Origin of the sequence: Mesorhizobium sp. M3A.F.Ca.ET.175.01.1.1, assembly GCF_004791945.1 — a bacterium.
Lineage (GTDB): Bacteria > Pseudomonadota > Alphaproteobacteria > Rhizobiales > Rhizobiaceae > Mesorhizobium.
This window is the reverse complement of record NZ_SRTP01000004.1, coordinates 331,858-347,737: the sequence shown is the minus strand read 5'-3', so window position 1 is coordinate 347,737 and position 15,880 is coordinate 331,858. Positions and strand designations below refer to the sequence as shown.

Sequence of the window (15,880 nt, the reverse complement as noted above, 5' to 3'; positions counted from 1 at the left end):
CCGAGGCAAATGCATGTGTGTAGCGGTTGTGGGGCAACGACATGCATCAAATCAAATACTTAAAGCGCGTCGCCTGAATCCGTTTCAGCGCGACGCTTTAGATTGCTTCGGGCTGGCATCGTTTTGCTTGACAGGCCGGCGCCGCCCCTCATTGTCCTGCTGGACATTTCGCCCTGTAAACGGGGCGAAAGGGCTGCAGCAGGCGATTTCGCCAAACCCCAAAACGGGGAACCTCGCTCAGGCATGCGTGGTCTTGCGGGCCGAGAGGGCGTTGAACACCCTGCCCGTTTCAGCAACAAGCGTTCGCACCAGTTCCTGCGCCGGAAGCTCCCGGTTCAGCGCGGCCGCCTGCCCGTAGAGATGGAAGGCGAAATTTGCCTGGTCGGCATCGCCAAGCGGCCCGCTCAGCGCATACATTTGCGGGAAATCGGGGAGGCGCGTCCGGTTTTCCTCCATCTCCAGGGCATAGCGTGTGCGCCTGGCGCGGGCGACCCGGCCCGAATAGGCATCGGTGACCATCGTGTCCATGTCCGTCGCCGCACGGATCAATGCTCGGCGCGGTGGGTCGGTGCCGGCTTCGTCGCACGACAGAAAGCCGGTGCCGATCTGCACGCCGCTGGCGCCGAGAGCGAAGGCGGCCGCAATGCCCCGGCCATCGGCGATCCCTCCGGCTGCGATGACCGGAAGCTTGACGGCATCGACGATCTGGGGAACCAGCGCCATCGTTCCAACGCCATCGCCAGGGCCTGTGGGCGCGTGCGAACCCCGGTGGCCTCCCGCTTCCCATCCCTGCGCTATGACCGCGTCGGCACCGCTGTCGGCGAGCTTGCGTGCCTCGGCAACGTTCGTCGCGGTGCTGATGATTGCGATCCCGGCCTGCTTCAGCCTGGCGACCTTGGCCGGGTCCGGCATGCCGAAGTGAAAGCTCACGACCGGCGGCTTTATATCGAGGACCAGGTCGAGCTTTTCGTCATCGAAACCCGGCCCGATCGGGGGAAGCCTAGTCGGCGGCTCGAGAGACAGTTCTTCATAGTAAGGCCGCAGCCTGGCAATGGCCTCCGCCAGGACGGCATCGCTGGTGCTGGACTGCGGGCAGACGAGAAAATTGAGGTTGATCGGTTGGCTGGTCAGGGCGCGCAGCCGCTGCGTGACGCTGCGCAGGCCGTCCGGCAGCATCAATGCGCAGCCGAGCGATCCCAACCCGCCGGCGTTGCTTACCGCCGCCGCGAGTTCCGGTGTCGCCGAGCCGGCCATCGGCGCCTGGATGATGGGATGTTCGATGTTCAGCAGATCGCATAGGCGATGGTTCGGCCACATGAGCGCGTTTCCGGTGTAGCGCGCCAGCATAGGCCTGTGTCAGGTCCCGGTCACCGGAATTGTGCGGGCACGCTCGCCACGCTCTCCCGTTCCACCAAGGGGCATTCCAGCTTGGTGATCGGATAGCGGCCGCGGCCGGGCACCGGCGGGGTCTCGAGCTGCTCGATCGCCCACTGGCCCATCGCCAGATGCGGCAGGATCGAGGTGGTGAGCGGCGGGAACAGGTGGCGAGCGATCTCCTCGTCGTCATAGCCGACGACGGAAATGTCCCCAGGGATATGCAGGCCCGCTTCCTTCAGCGCCTCGTAGCAGCCGATCGCGGTGCGGTCGTTTTGGCAGAAGATGGCGGTCGGGCGGTCCTTCAGCGCCAGCAGCTTCACCGTGGCGGCATAGCCGGCGCTGGCCGACCAGTCACCTTCGACAACCAGCTCGGGATCGAAGGGGATGTCGGCGGTGGCCAATGCGCGGCGGTAGCCTTTCAACCGATCCTGCGCGGCCTGCATCCACGGCTCGCCGGTGATGGTGGCGATGCGACGGTGGCCATGGCCGATCAGATGCCTGGTCGCGCTCTGGCCGCCGGCGATCTCGGACGGCACCACGGCCGGAAAGGCATAATCGGCGGTGTAGCAGTTGAGCAGGATCACCGGAATGTCGAGGCTGTAGAGGAACTCGGGGGCGGTGATCTCGCGGGTGAAAATGGTCATGTAGATCAGCGCCGAGATGCCGCGCTTCGTCAGGGCTGAAATAGCGCGCAGTTCCATCACGGCGTCGCCCATCGTCTGCGCCACCAGAAGCACGTTGCCGGCATTCCACGAGGCCTGGCGGGCGCCTTCGATGGCGACCACCGCCTCCGGGCTGGTGGCGAGCTGGTCGACGGCAAAGCCGATGACGCCGTCCAACCCCTCGAAGGGCGTCACCGGCGGGCGCAGAGCGGAAAAGACCGGCGGCGAATAACCGAGCGAGCGGGCCGCCTCGATCACCCGGTCGCGCGTCTGCTGCGACAGGCGGATGCCCGGCGAATTGTTGAGCACAAAGGAGACCGTCGCCTGCGAGCAGCCGGCGGCGCGCGCAATGTCGGTCATGGTGACGCGGCCCTTCGGCCTCGCCGACGGCTTGCGGCGCCGAGAGGCATCCGGAGGGTCGCGCAGTTCCGTCGGTTCGCTCATGGTCGTTTCCCAAACCCGGCCGGTTGTTAAGCAAGGCCGGCCGCAACGGCAAGAAGGTTTTCGTCCGGCGCGCCGGCTTTGGTTATAACTATTATCAGACGCAACTTGTTCCGCGCCAGCCGCATCGCCTACCGACGAAATGGCCGAAGGGTCAGCAAGACTGACGATTCGTGGCGGAATTCCCGCCAGATGGCGGCTTCTCGACGCCGTCGGTTCTTCTTCCCTGACAGCCTCAGGTCCCGGCATCTCCGCTGCTGGCGCCCGCCCAGCGACTCCATTACTAATACTATTTACTAATATCTGTAAGCGTTCTACTGTCAATTCGTCGCGGCCGGCCCAGCTTCGCCGGCCCCGGCAGGTGCGATTGCGGCACGCCACGAGGCCGGCAGGGATCCGGAACAGGGCAGCCGCACTCTCACGAAAATGTCAGACAAATCGGACTATTTACGAACTGCAAATCAGTGTCTAGTGTTCCGGTCGCGGCTGGAGGGGCCCTGAACTTTGGTTGCCCGACCCCTTTTGCATACCAGGGCTTGGGAGGAGAGGCGTCGGGGCCGCAGCCGAGATTTCCGCGATCAGTTTTCAAAAGGGAGGTTGAACATGAAATCTGTGATCCGTAACGCATCCATCGCCGCGGCGGCGCTGGCGCTCGGCCTGTCGGCGAGCGCGATCGCGCGTGCCGACGACAAACCGACGCTGGCCTTCGTCGTCAACGGCGCGTCCGACTTCTGGAAGGCGGCGGAAGCCGGCGTGAAGAAGGCTCAAGGGGAACTGCCCGACTACAATCTCGAGCTCAAATATCCCGAGCAGTCCTCGGTCGCCATCCAGCAGCGGCTGATGGACGATCTGGTGACCGCAGGCGTCAAGGGTATCATGGTCTCCGCCGTCGACCCCAAGACCTCGACCGACGGGCTGAACAAGATCGCCTCCGAGACGGCACTGTTCACCACCGACTCCGATGCGCCGCAGACCAAGCGCGTCGCCTATATCGGCTCGTCGAATGTCGACGCCGGCAAGCAGGCGGCCGAGATCGCCAAGAAGGCAATGCCGAACGGCGGCAAGTGCCTGGGCTTCGTCGGCCTGCTCGGCGCCGACAACGCCAAGGAGCGCATCCAGGGCATGAAGGACGGCCTTGCCGGCAGCAAAATCGAGCTGGTCGACGTGCGCGGCGACGACATCGACCAGGCGCGGGCCAAGAAGAATGTCGAGGACGCGCTGGTCGCCAGCCCCGACATCACCTGCATGGTCGGCTTCTATTCCTACAACACGCCCCGCATCTATGAAGCGCTGCGCGACGCCGGAAAGCTCGGCCAGATCACCGTCGTCGGCTTTGACGACGATCCGATCACGCTGGGCGGCGTCAAGGAAGGCACGGTGGCCGCGACCGTTGTGCAGCAGCCGTTCGAATGGGCCTATCAGGGCATGAAGCTGATGGCTTCCTACCTCAAGGGCGACAAGTCGGGCATCCCGGCCAACGGCCTGATCATCGTGCCGACCAAGATCATCGGCAAGGACGACGTCGACGCCTATGCCGCCAACCTCAAGGCGATGGCGGGCAAATAAGCCCAATGGGCTTGCGCCGGCTCGAGCTCGACCTCGAGCCGGCGTCCGTATTGACGGGTCTGCCAAGGCCCGTCAGTCTGTTGCCGCAGGCTGCCGACAAGCGCCGTCAGTGTGGCGCGCGATGAATTATGGCGTGATGAATTATTCCGACCCATCCATCGTCCAATCCGCTCCGTTCCTGAGCCTCGAGAACGTGCGCAAGATCTATCCCGGCGTCGTGGCGCTGGACGGGTTCTCGATGGAGGTCAGGCCGGGCGAGGTCATCGGCCTGGTCGGCGAGAACGGCGCCGGCAAATCGACGCTAATGAAGATCCTGGGCGGCGTGACGCGGCCGGACAGCGGCAGCGTCACCGTCGACGGCACAGCGCATGACGGCCTTACCGTGGAAGCCAGCATCGGTTCCGGCATCGCCTTCGTGCACCAGGAACTCAACCTGTTCGAAAACCTCGACGTCGCCGCCAACATCTTCTTCGGCCGCGAGCCGCTGAAGGCCGGGCCGCTGAGGCTGGTCGACCGCGCCAGGCTGCGCGAGATGGTAGCGCCGCTGTTGAAGCGCGTCGGCGCCAATTTCTCGGCCGACACCCCGGTCGCCTCGCTGTCGCTGGCGCAGCAGCAAATGGTCGAGATCGCCAAGGCGCTGTCGATCAAGGCGCGGCTGGTGATCCTCGACGAGCCGACCTCCAGCCTGCCGATCGCCGAGACCGACAAACTGCTCGACGTCATCAAGGGGCTGCGGGCGGAAGGCATCAGCGTCATCTTCATCTCGCACCGGCTGCACGAGGTCGAGCGCGTCGCCGATCGCGTCGTGGTGCTGCGCGACGGCATGCTCGCGGGCACGCTGCCGAAATCCGAGATCAACCACGATCAGATGGTCAAGCTGATGATCGGGCGCATGCTGAAGGAGCGCGAGAAGGCTGCGGAGGCGGCGCGCGCGCCTGGCGGCGTCGCGCTCTCGGCGAAGGCCGTGCGCTCCAGCGCCTATCCCGACCGCCCCGTCGATCTCGATGTGCGGCACGGCGAAATCCTCGGGCTTGCCGGTCTGGTCGGCTCGGGCCGCACGGAACTGGCGCGGGTGCTGTTCGGCATCGACGAGCGGCTCGGCGGCAGCGTGACGCTGGACGGCAAGGCGCTGGATGTCGGCTCCGCGGCGGACGCGGTGGCGAGCGGCATCTTCCTGGTGCCGGAGGATCGCAAGCTGACCGGCATCCTGCTCGACCTGTCGATCGCGCAGAACATATCGCTGCCCAACCTGCCGGCGCATGCCAAACGCGCGATGGTCTCGACCAGCGCCGAGATCGCCACGGCCGAAAAGCAGAAGAGGAACCTCGGCATCAAGGCGCCGTCAGTGCTGACCCGCACCGGCACCCTGTCGGGCGGCAACCAGCAGAAGGTGGTGCTGGCCAAATGGTTGGCGATGAACCCGAGGCTGATGATTCTCGACGAGCCGACGCGCGGCATCGATATCGGCGCCAAGGCCGAGATCTACGGGCTGATGCGGTCACTGGCCGATGCCGGCGTCGCGGTGCTGATGATTTCCAGCGACATGGAAGAGGTGATCGGCGTCTCGGACCGCATCGCCGTCATGCATGAGGGGCAGATCTCCGGCATTCTCGACCGGGACGATTTCAGCCAGGAGAACGTGCTTCGGTTGGCGGTGGGCAAGAAGCCCCTGCCGGCGCACGCCGTGGGAGGAGTGCAATGAGCAAGAAAGATCTCGGCCTGCTGGTCCTGATCCTGGTGGTCGGGGCGGTGGTGACGGCCATCAACCCGCGCTTCCTGTTGCCGATCAACCTCGCCAACACATCCAACCTGATCGGCCTGTTCGGCATCCTGTCCATCGGCCAGGCCTTCGTCATCATCACCGGCGGCATCGAGCTCTCGGTGGGCTCGCTGGTGGCGCTGCTCGGCACGCTGTTCATCGACTTCATCGCCGTGCGCGAGATGGACTGGCCGCTGGCCTTCGTGCTGATCATCGTGCTCGGCGCCGTCATCGGTTTCGTGCATGGCTGGCTGATCACGCGGCTCAAGATGCAGCCCTTCGTGGTGACGCTCTGCGGCCTCCTGATCTACCGCGGCGTGGCGCGCTTCTACACCGCCGACGGCACGGCGGGCTTCGCCTTCGGGCAGAATTTCCCGGACCTCGAATTCCTGACCGCGGGCCGTTCCTATGGCGTGCCGAACAGCTTCATCGCGCTCATCGTCATCGCCATGGTGATGTGGGTGGTGCTGCACCGCTCGGTGTTCGGGCGCTATCTCTACGCCATCGGCAAGAACGAGGAAGCGGCGAAGTATTCCGGCATCCGCACCGGACGGGTCGTGATCGCCGCCTATGTCATCTGCGGCGTGCTGACGGCACTGTCGGCGATCTACTTCGCCATGTACACCCGCTCGATCTCGCCGGCCAGCCACGGCCAGTTCTACGAACTCTACGCCATCGCCGCGGCAGTGCTCGGCGGCTTCTCGCTGCGCGGCGGCGAGGGCTCGCTGATCGGCGTCCTGCTCGGCACGGTGCTGCTGCAGGAACTGCAGAACCTGGTCAACCTGCTCGGCATCCCCTCCTCGCTGAACTTCGCGGTGATGGGCGGGGTGATCCTGATCGGCGTGCTGGTCGACCAGCAATGGGGCGTGTTCCGCGCCCGGCGCCGGATGATGGAAGCGACGCGCAGGAACGTCGCCGGCGCGCCTGCGGAGTAGCTCTGCCTCGTCCTTCTCTCCTTGCGGCAAAAGGGAAAGGCTGCCTCAGATCATCCCGGACAGGTCGGAGAACGCCATTGCCTTGCGCAGCACCTCGGCGAAGCGCTCGCCGGCGATCTCCATGGCGCCGCTGTTGTCGATCGAGGTGACGTCCGGCCCGGCGAGCGCAACGCTGGTGCTGCGGGCCAGACGAGCCAGCACCTCGCCGCGCGATTCACGGCCGCGCGCCGCCAGGCGCTGTGCGAGGATCTCGGGCGCGGCGGTGATCTCGACCACGGCAAGGTTGCAATAGCGCGCGCGCAGCGCCGTGATGGCGGCGCGGGAGACATTGGCTACCGCGACATGACCGCGGGCAATCGCTCCATCGACATCGGCCGGCAGACCATAGCGCAGGCCGTGCGCGTCCCAGCAGATGGCAAAGGCGCCGTCGGCTTCGGCCTCGGCGAAGGCAGCATCGGCCAGCGTGTCATGATCCTCGCTTGCCGCGTCGCTCGGCCTGGTGATCACCCGGCGCACGAAATGCAGCCGAGGCTCGCCGGCAAAACGGCTTTTTGCATAGCCGATCACCGTGTCCTTGCCGGCGCCGCTCGGGCCGACCACCGCGACGAAGACGCCGGTGCGGATAGGATGCGCTTCGGTGAGCTCGCGCTCGATCAGTGCCGAAACCATCATGCCACCCGGCGCCCTTCGCGCCAGACGGTTCGCACGACCGGGACGTGGTCGTCGACGCGCACGCGCACCAGGTCGGCGCGGCGGCCCGACCCGATGACGCCTCGATCAGTCAAGCCGACAGCCTCGGCCGGGTTCTTGGAGACCATGGCGACAGCCTGCGGCAGAGAGATGCCTTCCACGACATTGCCGAGGAAGAAGGCCGACTGGATCAGGCTGAAGGGAATGTAGTCGGATGACAATATGTCGAGCAGGCCGTCGCCGGCGAGCGACCTCGCCGAGACGTTGCCCGAATGCGAGGCGCCGCGCATGACGTTGGGCGCCCCCATCAGCACGCCGAGGCCCGCCGCCTTGGAAGCCCTTGCCGCCTCCTCGGTGGTCGGGAACTCGGCAACCTGCACGCCCTGCTCCACCGCTTCCTCGACATGGCCGGCGGTAGCATCGTCATGGCTGGCGAGCACGATGCCGCGCTCGCGGCAGGCGGCGGAAATGAAGGCGCGGTTCGGGCCAGAGTTAATCGCCGATTCCGCCATGCGCTTGTCACAGAATTCCTGGAAATCGCGGCCCGTCAGCTTCAGCTTGCGCTGGTAATACGAGGCATAGGTCTCGATGTCGACGAACTGGCGCTGGCCCGGCGCATGGTCCATCAGCGAAGCGAGCCTCACCCGGTCGTCGGCCTCGAAATTGACGAAGGCTTTCAGGCAGTCCGGCGCCGAGACCTCGCAGCGCAGATGGATGAAGTGCTCTGCCCGCAACCGATCCTGCTTGACGCTGTCGGCGATCGCGTCGGCGAGCTTGCGGATGTCGTCGGACTTCAGGTCGGCATCCTCGTCCATGCCGACGCGCAGGGCGTCGAGCACGGTGGTGATGCCGGCGGTCGCCACCTGCGCGTCATGGGCAAGCACGGCGGCGATCGGGTTCCAGCGCACCTTGGGACGCGGCGCGTAATGGCCTTCGAGATGGTCGGTGTGCAGCTCGACCAGACCCGGGAGGATATAGTCGCCGCCCATGTCCTCGCCGGCGCGGGTAGCGCCCGGCTCGATCGCTGCGATCAGGCCTTCGCGCAGCAGCAGAGAGCCCTCGACGATCTCGTCGGCAAGCACGATGCGGGCATTGGCGAGCACGGTTTCGGCGGTCATTTCAGGCGGTCCATGGTCTCAGGCACTGGCATCAGGCGGTTTTTCTGGCGGGGCGGCGGCTGAGCGCATGGTGGGAGAGCACCATGAACGGCGCGCCCGGTTCCGGCTCGACAAACAGCGTCAGCGCATCCACCGGCACCGGATGCAGCAGCACGTCCGCGAACAGGCTGTCGATTGCTGCACGAAGACGGCGGCTTTCCTGTGGCCCAACGCGGCCGGACACCGTCATGTGGAACCGGAAAGTCTCGAAAACGTAGGGATAGCCCCATTGGCAAAGATTGCGGAACTCCTCCGGCTTCAGCGAGTCGGGACTGCGCCGTTCGATCTCGGCTTCCGTCAGCGGCGCGCGAAACCGGTCGAAGCCGCGCACGACCTCGCCGGCGAAACTGTTGAGGGCGGCAAACGGGGCTTCCGGCACCAGCGCGAAAAAACCGTCGATCTGGCCGACGACAAGCCGCGGAATGACGACTGGTGGCGCCGCTTCGGCGAAACTGTCGAGGGCGACGCGAAGCGAGGCTTCCGTCTCGTTCGGCGCCAGCCGGAACGGCGCCTTCAGCGTTGCGTGGAATCCATAGCGCCTGGCAGAAGCGGTGTGAAAGGCCACTTCGGCCGCCGACAGATCACCCACGGCCTCGACTGGGCGCGTCGCCGCGCCGAAAGGGTCGCGTCCCAGCCAGTTGGCGGCGACGCGCGCCAGGCGCTCGTCCTGCCGTGGCGTGTAATAGATGGCGTAACGCATGAAAGATCCTCGTCAGCCCGCCATAGGTGATTTCCATGACGGATTGACGAAGCTTTCGTGGGTTTTCGAAGGCAAATAAACCCTGGCGGTGCTTAGCCGGCGACTTTTTTAGCGCTGGACCAACAGTTCGGGCGGCGTCGGACCTCAAGCCTTCATCAGCCACTCATGTTCGGTCGCGTTATGGAACTTCCAGGTCCGCTTCGGACCGGCCATGACGTTGAGATAATAGAGATCGTAGCCGTGGCAGGCCGCGCAGGGATGGTACCCCTTCGGGACCAGCACGACGTCGCCGTCCTCGATCGCCATTGCTTCGTCCAGATCGCGCTCGCCGTTGTCGTTGGCATCCGTGTAGACGCGCTGGAAGGCAAAGCCTTGCGGCGGGTTGAGCCGATGATAGTAGGTCTCCTCGAGATAGGACTCGGCCGGCAGATTGTCCTGGTCGTGCTTGTGCGGTGGATAACTGGAAGTGTGGCCGCCGGGGGTGATGACTTCGACCACCAGCAGCGAGTCGGCGGGTTTGCCCTCGGGCAGGATGTTGGTGACGTAGCGCGTGTTGGTGCCTTTGCCGCGCACTTCCTGGCCGAGATCCTCGGGTCCGATGACGCGTGCTGGAAGCCCACCGCCGAGGCCCGGCGCCGAGCAGACCGCGAGCTCGAGCTCGGTATCGGCGGTCACCGACCAGTCGGAGCCCTGCGGCACATAGACCGACCAGGGCTTGCCCTCGAAGGGCGACATGCGCTCGCCGAGCAGGCCGAGACCCTTGCCGCCGACCGATGCGCTACCCTTGCCGGTGACGAAGACCAGGCAGACCTCGCGGTTGCCCGTCTCGCCGGATGCCGTCTCGCCGGGCTTCAGGCGATGGAGGTCGAAGCCGACGTAAGTCCAGCCGGCGCTTTGCGGCGTGACGTGAGCGACGCGGCCGTGCCCCTTGTCGGCCTTGACGAGCAGTTTCGACATTTTTTGTCTCCTTAGTTCCGGGACATTCCGATTTTTCAGTCTGTTTGCAGCCGAGATCGCATCGTTCGATGGACTATTTACAAAGCTTGGAGATTGGCCGGTCCCTCTCAATGTCGTCATCCTAGGGCGCAGCAGGAGCGAAGCTCCGTCGCGGAGACCCTAGGATCCATGCCGTAACCTCGGTCGAAAGGCGCAGCGGAGCAGAATTCTGTACCGCGGCGGCTGTGTTGACGTCACGGCATGGATCCTCTGGTCTGCGCCGCGTCGCTTCGCCCGTGGATGACGGAGCGAGAGGCGTTTCGGCCAACCGCCAACGTATGCGATCCCTCAGACACGCAGGATCCAATCCACAAAAGCTTCTGCGCCATGGTTCCGATCATTCTTTCGGCTCAACAGGCGGCTTCTCCTCGGCCGGCTTGTATAGGTAGAAGAACTGCCACACCGCATAGCCGGCGAAGCCGAGCGCGATGACGCCCCAGAAAGGTGTGCCGGAGGCGAACTCGATCACCGACCAGACCAGGCAGACGGCGACGACGGCGATGCGTCGCCACAGCGGCCGGAAGAAGGGGTGCTCATAATCTTTCATCGCGCCAATCCAGGTTTTTTCCAAGCGCCTCAGATAGAGCGAGCGCCCCGGCAAATCCACCAGTCAGGCATTCGGGAAGCCTTGCGTCTCCACCGTATAGCCGGCGGCCGTCATCACCCGCATCAGCTCTCTGTGGCCGACCTCAGCCATCTTCAGCGGCGGGTTCTTCTTCGGATCCTGTTCGGCCTCGACGACGAACCAACCCTCATAACCGTGATCTGCGAAGCGTTGCACGATGGCGCCGAAATCGAGCGAGCCGTCGCCCGGCACGGTGAAGGCGCCGAGCGCGACTGCATCGAGGAACGACTGCTTCGTGCGATCAAGGGCGTCGATGACGCCCATGCGCACGTCCTTCACATGGACGTGGTTGATGCGCTTGTGATGGTTGTCGATGGCGCGCAGCACATCGCCGCCGGCAAAGGCGAGGTGGCCGGCATCGAGCAGCAGCGGAATGCCTTCGCCGGAGTGGCGCATGAAGGCGTCGAGCTCCGGCTCGGTCTCGACGACCGCCGCCATGTGATGATGATAAGAGAGCGGCATGCCCTGCTCGGCGCACCATTCACCGAACTCGGTGAGACGCCTGCCGTACGCCTTCATCTCGTCGCCCGTGAGCTTCGGCTTGGTGGCCAAAGGCTTCGAACGGTCGCCCTGGATCGAGCGGCCGACCTCGCCATAGACAATGCAGGGCGCGTTGACGGCCTTGAACAGGTCGATCATCGGCTCGATGCGGTCCTTGTTCCTGGACATGTCCTCGTTGACCAGCGTGCCGGAAAACCAGCCGCCGCAGAGCGTGACGTCGGCCTCCTTCAGGATCGGCAGCATCACCTTCGGGTCGTTGGGGAAGCGGCGGCCCATCTCCATGCCGGTGAAGCCGGCCGAACGCGACTGCCGCAGACATTCCTCCAGCGACACGTCGTCGCTCAATTCCACGAGATCGTCGTTCCACCACGCGATGGGGGACATGCCCAGTTTGGCTTTCAAGTCGTCACTCCAGATTCGGATTATCCAATTTTCGTTGGTCGACGCTGCCCCTCATCCGCCTGCCGGCACCTTCTCCCCGTATAGTGACGGGGAGAAGGACTAGCTCCAGCGCTGACGCCCCCTCTCCCCGTTCTTCACGGGGAGAGGGTATGGGTGAGGGGCCGCGCCGGCTTCAATCACCGATGCTCTGCATCTGCTTTTTGTCCTCATATTTCTTGCGCGCGGCGTTCACTTCGCGTCGCGACGAGACTTCCGGCACGGCGACATCCCACCAGTGGCCGCCGGCCTCGGTCGAGACCAGCGGGTCGGTGTCGATGACCAGCACGGTGGTCTTGTCGTTGCCCTTCGCCTTGGCGAGCGCCGTCTCCAGTTCGGCGATCGAGGCCACCTTCTCGGAAATCGCGCCGAGACTTGCAGCATGCGCGGCAAAGTCGACTTCCGCCATCACCTCGTGGCGGGCGTCCTTGAGCAGATTGTTGAAGTTGGCGCCGCCGGTCGCCATCTGCAGCCGATTGATGCAGCCATAGCCGCGGTTGTCGAGCAGCACGATGGTGAGCTTCAGGCCCAGCATCACCGATGTGGCGATCTCGGAATTCAGCATCAGATAGGAGCCGTCGCCGACCATGACGACGACTTCCTGGTCGGGCTTCGCCATCTTGACGCCGAGACCGCCGGCGATCTCGTAGCCCATGGTCGAGAAGCCGTACTCGGCGTGATAGGAACCGGGCGCGCCCGCCTGCCACAGCTTGTGCAATTCGCCCGGTAAACCGCCGGCAGCGTGCAGCAGGGTGACGCCCGACCCCAGGGCGCGCTGCACGGCGCCGATCACCTGCGCATCGGAAGGATAGGCGGCATTGGTCGAGGCCGTCACCTTGGCGGCCGCGGCCTGCCAATCCTTCTTGCCGCTCAGCGCGTTGTCGGTCCAGGCGGTCGGCGCCTTCCATCCCTTCAATGCAGCGGCGAGTTCGGCCAAACCTTCGGCCGCGTCGGTGACCAGTGGCAGCGCCCAATGCTTGCCGGCGTCGAAACCTTGCGTGTTGAGGCCGATGATGGTGCGGTCGGCATTCTTGAACAGCGCCCAGGAGCCGGTGGTAAAATCCTGTAGGCGGGTGCCGACGGCAAGCACTACATCGGCCTCTTCGGCCAGCCGGTTGGCGGCCGAGGTGCCGGTGACGCCGACCGCCGCCATGTTAAGCGGATGATCATCGGGCAGGGAGGATTTGCCGCCTTGCGTCTCGCAGACCGGAATGCCCGCGTCCTGCACCAGCTTGGCCAATTCTGCGGAAGCCTGCGAATAGAGCACTCCGCCGCCGGCGATCACCAGCGGTTTCCTGGCGCCCTTCAGCGCCGCCACCGCGACCTGCAGTTCGTGGCGGTCCGGGCGGAGCCGACGCGGCGTCCAGACGCGCTCGGCAAACAGGCTTTCGGGATAGTCATAGGCCTCGGCCTGCACATCCTGGCAGAGCGACAGCGTGACCGGGCCGCACTCGGCCGGATCGGTCAGCACCTGCATGGCGCGATTGAGGGCCGGGATAATCTGTTCCGGCCGCGTGATGCGGTCGAAATAGCGCGAGACGGCGCGGAAGCAGTCGTTGACGCTCGCCGTGCCGTCGGAGAAATCTTCCGCCTGCTGCAGCACCGGATCGGGCAAGCGGTTGGCGAAGACATCGCCGGGCAGCAGAAGCACCGGCAACCGGTTGACATGGGCAAGGGCAGCAGCGGTCACCATGTTCAGCGCGCCGGGGCCGATCGAGGTGGTCGCGGCCATGAAACGGCGGCGGAAATTCGCCTTGGCATAGGCGATCGCGGCATGCGCCATCGCCTGTTCGTTATGGGCACGGAAGGTCGGCAGCTCGTCGCGGACCTGGTAGAGCGCCTCGCCGATGCCGGCGACATTGCCGTGGCCGAAAATCGCCCAGACGCCGCCGAAGAGCGGCAGCTTCCTGCCGTCGATCTCGGTCATCTGGCGGGACAGAAAGCGGGTCACTGCCTGCGCCATCGTCAGGCGAACGGTGTTGGTCATTGTCGTTTCCTCCGGATGCCGCCTTGTTATGCTGCCTTGCGGCCGCGCGCGGCAAGCCACGCCTCGGTCAGCTGCTCGAAGCGCGAGGCCATGTCGGCGACAGCCTCGTCATCCGACATCTTGCCGGCAAGCCATTGTTCGGCGGCGTTGATGAAGATGGTGCGACCGACGGCAAATCCCTTGACGACCGGCGCATTGGCCGTTGCGGCAAAGGCCGCGACCAGTTCGTCCTGCGGCGCCTCGAGGCCGAGCAGCACGACGCCGCGGCACCAGGGATCGTTCCTGACGATCACCTGTTCGATCTTGGCCCAGGCGCCTGCCGAGGCTTGCGGTTCGAGCTTCCACCAATCGGGCTTGATGCCGAGCGCGTAGAGTTCTTCCAGCGCGCGAGGAATGGTGGTGTCGTCGAGCTTGCCGTGCTTGCCGGCGATGATCTCGACCAGAAGTTCCCTGCCGACCTTGCGCGCGGCTTCGAACAGGGCTCTCAGCTTCTGCTGCTGCTCGCTCTTCAGCGCTTCCGGATCGTCCGGGTGGTAGAAGCAGAGGCATTTGATGCAGTGGTCGACCGGCCAATCGATCAGCTGCGAGCCGATGTCCTGCGAGAACTCGAAGCGCACGGGCCGCGACCCCGGCAATTCGACCGGGCGGCCGAGCCAGGCGAAGGGGTGGCGGGCGAACTCGAACATGGCGTCGCGGCCGTATTTCTCGTCGATGAGCATGCCGTAGCCATCTCGGCCGGCGGCGACCTTGGCCGCCGCCTTGACGGTGAGCACCTTGAAGTCGGGGATACGCGACGCGTCGGCTCCGACCTTGGCGGCGACATCTTCCAACTGGACGCGATGATCGCAGGCGAGCGCCATCAGCGATGGGATATCGCGCCGGCGCGTGGTCGCCCAATGGATGTGGTTGATCGCGTCGTCCTTGCGCAGCGCCAGATGTCTGCTGCCGTGCTTCAGGAAAAACTGCAGCTCCTCGAAAGTCGGATATTCCGGCGCGCAGAGCAGGCGCGACACGGCGAAGGCGCCGCAGGCATTGGCCCAGGTGGCGGCCGTGGCAAAACTCTCGCCGCCGAGCCAGCCGCGCAGGAAACCGGACATGAAGGCGTCGCCGGCGCCGAGCACATTATAGATCTCGATGGGAAAACCCTTGCCGACGATGCCGTCCTCGAGATCGTCGCTGATCGGGCCGTCATAGACGATGCAGCCCTTGGCGCCGCGCTTCAGCACAATGGTGGCCGAGGACAAGGAGCGGATCGTCTTCAGCGCGCTCAGGCAATCGTCGGCGCCCGAAGCGATCATGACCTCCTCTTCGGTGCCGACGATGAGATCGCAATCCGGCAGCACCGTCTTCAGCTGCGCCGAGACGCGGTCCGACTTGACGTAGCGCTCGAAGCCCTCGGCGTGACCGGCAAGACCCCAGAGGTTCGGACGGTAGTCGATGTCGAACACCACCTTGCCGCCTTTCGCCTTCATGAGGCGGATCGCCTTGCGCTGGGCGGCATCGCAATTGGGGCGCGAGAAATGCGTGCCGGTGACGACGACGGCGCGTGCCGAGGCGATGAACGCCTCGTCGATATCCTCTTCGGACAGCGCCATGTCGGCACAGTCGGAACGGTAGAAGATCATCGGCGAGACGCCTTCGTCCTCGACGGACAGCAGCACAAGCGCCGTCAGCCGCTCCTTGTCCGTCTTCAATCCGTCGACAGAGACGCCTTCACGGCTGAGCTGCTCGCGGATGAAGCGGCCCATCTGCTCGTCGCCGATGCGGGTGAGCAGCGCCGAGCGCAGGCCAAGCCTTGCAGTGCCAACGGAAATATTGGCCGGGCAGCCGCCGACCGACTTGGCGAAAGAGGTGATGTCCTCCAGGCGCGAGCCGATCTGCTGGCCGTAGAGATCGACCGAGGCGCGGCCGATCGTGATGACGTCGAGCGGCGGATGTTTCGCTTCCACGGCTTCGCCCATTCGAACCTCCCATCGGCCTTGCTGTGCAGAGCAGCGCTGTTTTGGGCAGCACGCGCGGACGGCAGCGTGGCGCCGTCAATATGAA

Annotated in this window: 13 protein-coding genes; 3 read left to right on the top strand and 10 right to left on the bottom strand. The window is 65.1% G+C overall.

What is annotated here, in order from left to right:
- Positions 1-237: 237 nt before the first annotated feature.
- Both EN818_RS13165 and EN818_RS13160 read right to left on the bottom strand, forming a co-directional pair.
- Positions 238-1,317 carry a nitronate monooxygenase gene (locus EN818_RS13165; protein ID WP_095805427.1) on the bottom strand — a complete coding sequence of 360 codons (1,080 nt, stop codon included), beginning with the start codon at positions 1,315-1,317 and terminating at the stop codon, positions 238-240.
- 50 nt (positions 1,318-1,367) lie between these two features.
- Positions 1,368-2,483 (bottom strand): LacI family DNA-binding transcriptional regulator, encoded by a 1,116-nt coding sequence (locus EN818_RS13160; protein ID WP_165349941.1) that lies wholly within the window; start codon positions 2,481-2,483, stop codon positions 1,368-1,370.
- A 600-nt stretch (positions 2,484-3,083) separates the two neighbouring features.
- Here EN818_RS13160 and EN818_RS13155 point away from each other — a divergent pair.
- The 3 genes from EN818_RS13155 to EN818_RS13145 all read left to right on the top strand — a co-directional run bounded on the left by EN818_RS13155 (position 3,084) and on the right by EN818_RS13145 (position 6,740).
- On the top strand, positions 3,084-4,046 hold the full coding sequence (locus EN818_RS13155; protein ID WP_095805102.1) for a sugar-binding protein: 963 nt from the start codon (positions 3,084-3,086) through the stop codon (positions 4,044-4,046).
- 136 nt (positions 4,047-4,182) lie between these two features.
- Complete coding sequence (locus tag EN818_RS13150; protein WP_095805429.1) at positions 4,183-5,748, top strand: sugar ABC transporter ATP-binding protein; 1,566 nt, start codon at positions 4,183-4,185, stop codon at positions 5,746-5,748.
- A complete protein-coding gene (locus tag EN818_RS13145) occupies positions 5,745-6,740 on the top strand; it encodes an ABC transporter permease (RefSeq protein ID WP_095805103.1) in 996 nt (331 codons plus the stop codon). Before EN818_RS13150 ends, EN818_RS13145 begins: the two co-directional genes overlap by 4 nt.
- 45 nt (positions 6,741-6,785) lie before the next feature.
- Here the strand turns inward: EN818_RS13145 and phnN are convergent, their stop codons facing one another.
- The 8 genes from phnN to iolC form a co-directional block, all read right to left on the bottom strand.
- Positions 6,786-7,412: a phosphonate metabolism protein/1,5-bisphosphokinase (PRPP-forming) PhnN gene (phnN, locus tag EN818_RS13140; RefSeq protein ID WP_165349942.1), complete on the bottom strand. Its 627-nt coding sequence runs from the start codon at positions 7,410-7,412 to the stop codon at positions 6,786-6,788.
- On the bottom strand, positions 7,409-8,548 hold the full coding sequence (locus EN818_RS13135; RefSeq protein WP_095805104.1) for an alpha-D-ribose 1-methylphosphonate 5-triphosphate diphosphatase: 1,140 nt from the start codon (positions 8,546-8,548) through the stop codon (positions 7,409-7,411). The genes phnN and EN818_RS13135 overlap by 4 nt, the downstream gene beginning before the upstream one ends.
- A 31-nt stretch (positions 8,549-8,579) precedes the next feature.
- The gene (locus tag EN818_RS13130) at positions 8,580-9,287 is read right to left on the bottom strand and encodes a DUF1045 domain-containing protein (protein ID WP_095805105.1); all 708 of its coding nucleotides are present in this window, start codon (positions 9,285-9,287) and stop codon (positions 8,580-8,582) included.
- A gap of 144 nt (positions 9,288-9,431) precedes the next feature.
- Positions 9,432-10,244, bottom strand: a complete 813-nt coding sequence (gene iolB / locus EN818_RS13125) for a 5-deoxy-glucuronate isomerase (protein WP_095805106.1) — start codon at positions 10,242-10,244, stop codon at positions 9,432-9,434.
- Positions 10,245-10,620: 376 nt separating this feature from the next.
- Positions 10,621-10,830 carry a DUF3329 domain-containing protein gene (locus EN818_RS13120; protein ID WP_095805431.1) on the bottom strand — a complete coding sequence of 70 codons (210 nt, stop codon included), beginning with the start codon at positions 10,828-10,830 and terminating at the stop codon, positions 10,621-10,623.
- 63 nt (positions 10,831-10,893) lie between these two features.
- The gene (iolE, locus tag EN818_RS13115; RefSeq protein WP_095805107.1) at positions 10,894-11,811 is read right to left on the bottom strand and encodes a myo-inosose-2 dehydratase; all 918 of its coding nucleotides are present in this window, start codon (positions 11,809-11,811) and stop codon (positions 10,894-10,896) included.
- 172 nt (positions 11,812-11,983) lie between these two features.
- On the bottom strand, positions 11,984-13,834 hold the full coding sequence (gene iolD / locus EN818_RS13110) for a 3D-(3,5/4)-trihydroxycyclohexane-1,2-dione acylhydrolase (decyclizing) (protein ID WP_095805108.1): 1,851 nt from the start codon (positions 13,832-13,834) through the stop codon (positions 11,984-11,986).
- 26 nt (positions 13,835-13,860) lie between these two features.
- Positions 13,861-15,795, bottom strand: coding sequence for a 5-dehydro-2-deoxygluconokinase (iolC, locus tag EN818_RS13105; protein ID WP_095805109.1), 1,935 nt, complete (start codon positions 15,793-15,795; stop codon positions 13,861-13,863).
- Between the last annotated feature and the right edge of the window lie 85 nt (positions 15,796-15,880).

Excerpts from the sequence above, each read along its gene's own strand:
- EN818_RS13165 (WP_095805427.1), bottom strand. The coding sequence starts at position 1,317 with ATGTGGCCGAACCATCGCCTATGCGATCTGCTGAACATCGAACATCCC.
- EN818_RS13160 (WP_165349941.1), bottom strand. The coding sequence starts at position 2,483 with ATGAGCGAACCGACGGAACTGCGCGACCCTCCGGATGCCTCTCGGCGC.
- EN818_RS13155 (WP_095805102.1), top strand. The coding sequence starts at position 3,084 with ATGAAATCTGTGATCCGTAACGCATCCATCGCCGCGGCGGCGCTGGCG.
- EN818_RS13150 (WP_095805429.1), top strand. The coding sequence starts at position 4,183 with ATGAATTATTCCGACCCATCCATCGTCCAATCCGCTCCGTTCCTGAGC.
- EN818_RS13145 (WP_095805103.1), top strand. The coding sequence starts at position 5,745 with ATGAGCAAGAAAGATCTCGGCCTGCTGGTCCTGATCCTGGTGGTCGGG.
- phnN (WP_165349942.1), bottom strand. The coding sequence starts at position 7,412 with ATGATGGTTTCGGCACTGATCGAGCGCGAGCTCACCGAAGCGCATCCT.
- EN818_RS13135 (WP_095805104.1), bottom strand. The coding sequence starts at position 8,548 with ATGACCGCCGAAACCGTGCTCGCCAATGCCCGCATCGTGCTTGCCGAC.
- EN818_RS13130 (WP_095805105.1), bottom strand. The coding sequence starts at position 9,287 with ATGCGTTACGCCATCTATTACACGCCACGGCAGGACGAGCGCCTGGCG.
- iolB (WP_095805106.1), bottom strand. The coding sequence starts at position 10,244 with ATGTCGAAACTGCTCGTCAAGGCCGACAAGGGGCACGGCCGCGTCGCT.
- EN818_RS13120 (WP_095805431.1), bottom strand. The coding sequence starts at position 10,830 with ATGAAAGATTATGAGCACCCCTTCTTCCGGCCGCTGTGGCGACGCATC.
- iolD (WP_095805108.1), bottom strand. The coding sequence starts at position 13,834 with ATGACCAACACCGTTCGCCTGACGATGGCGCAGGCAGTGACCCGCTTT.
- iolC (WP_095805109.1), bottom strand. The coding sequence starts at position 15,795 with ATGGGCGAAGCCGTGGAAGCGAAACATCCGCCGCTCGACGTCATCACG.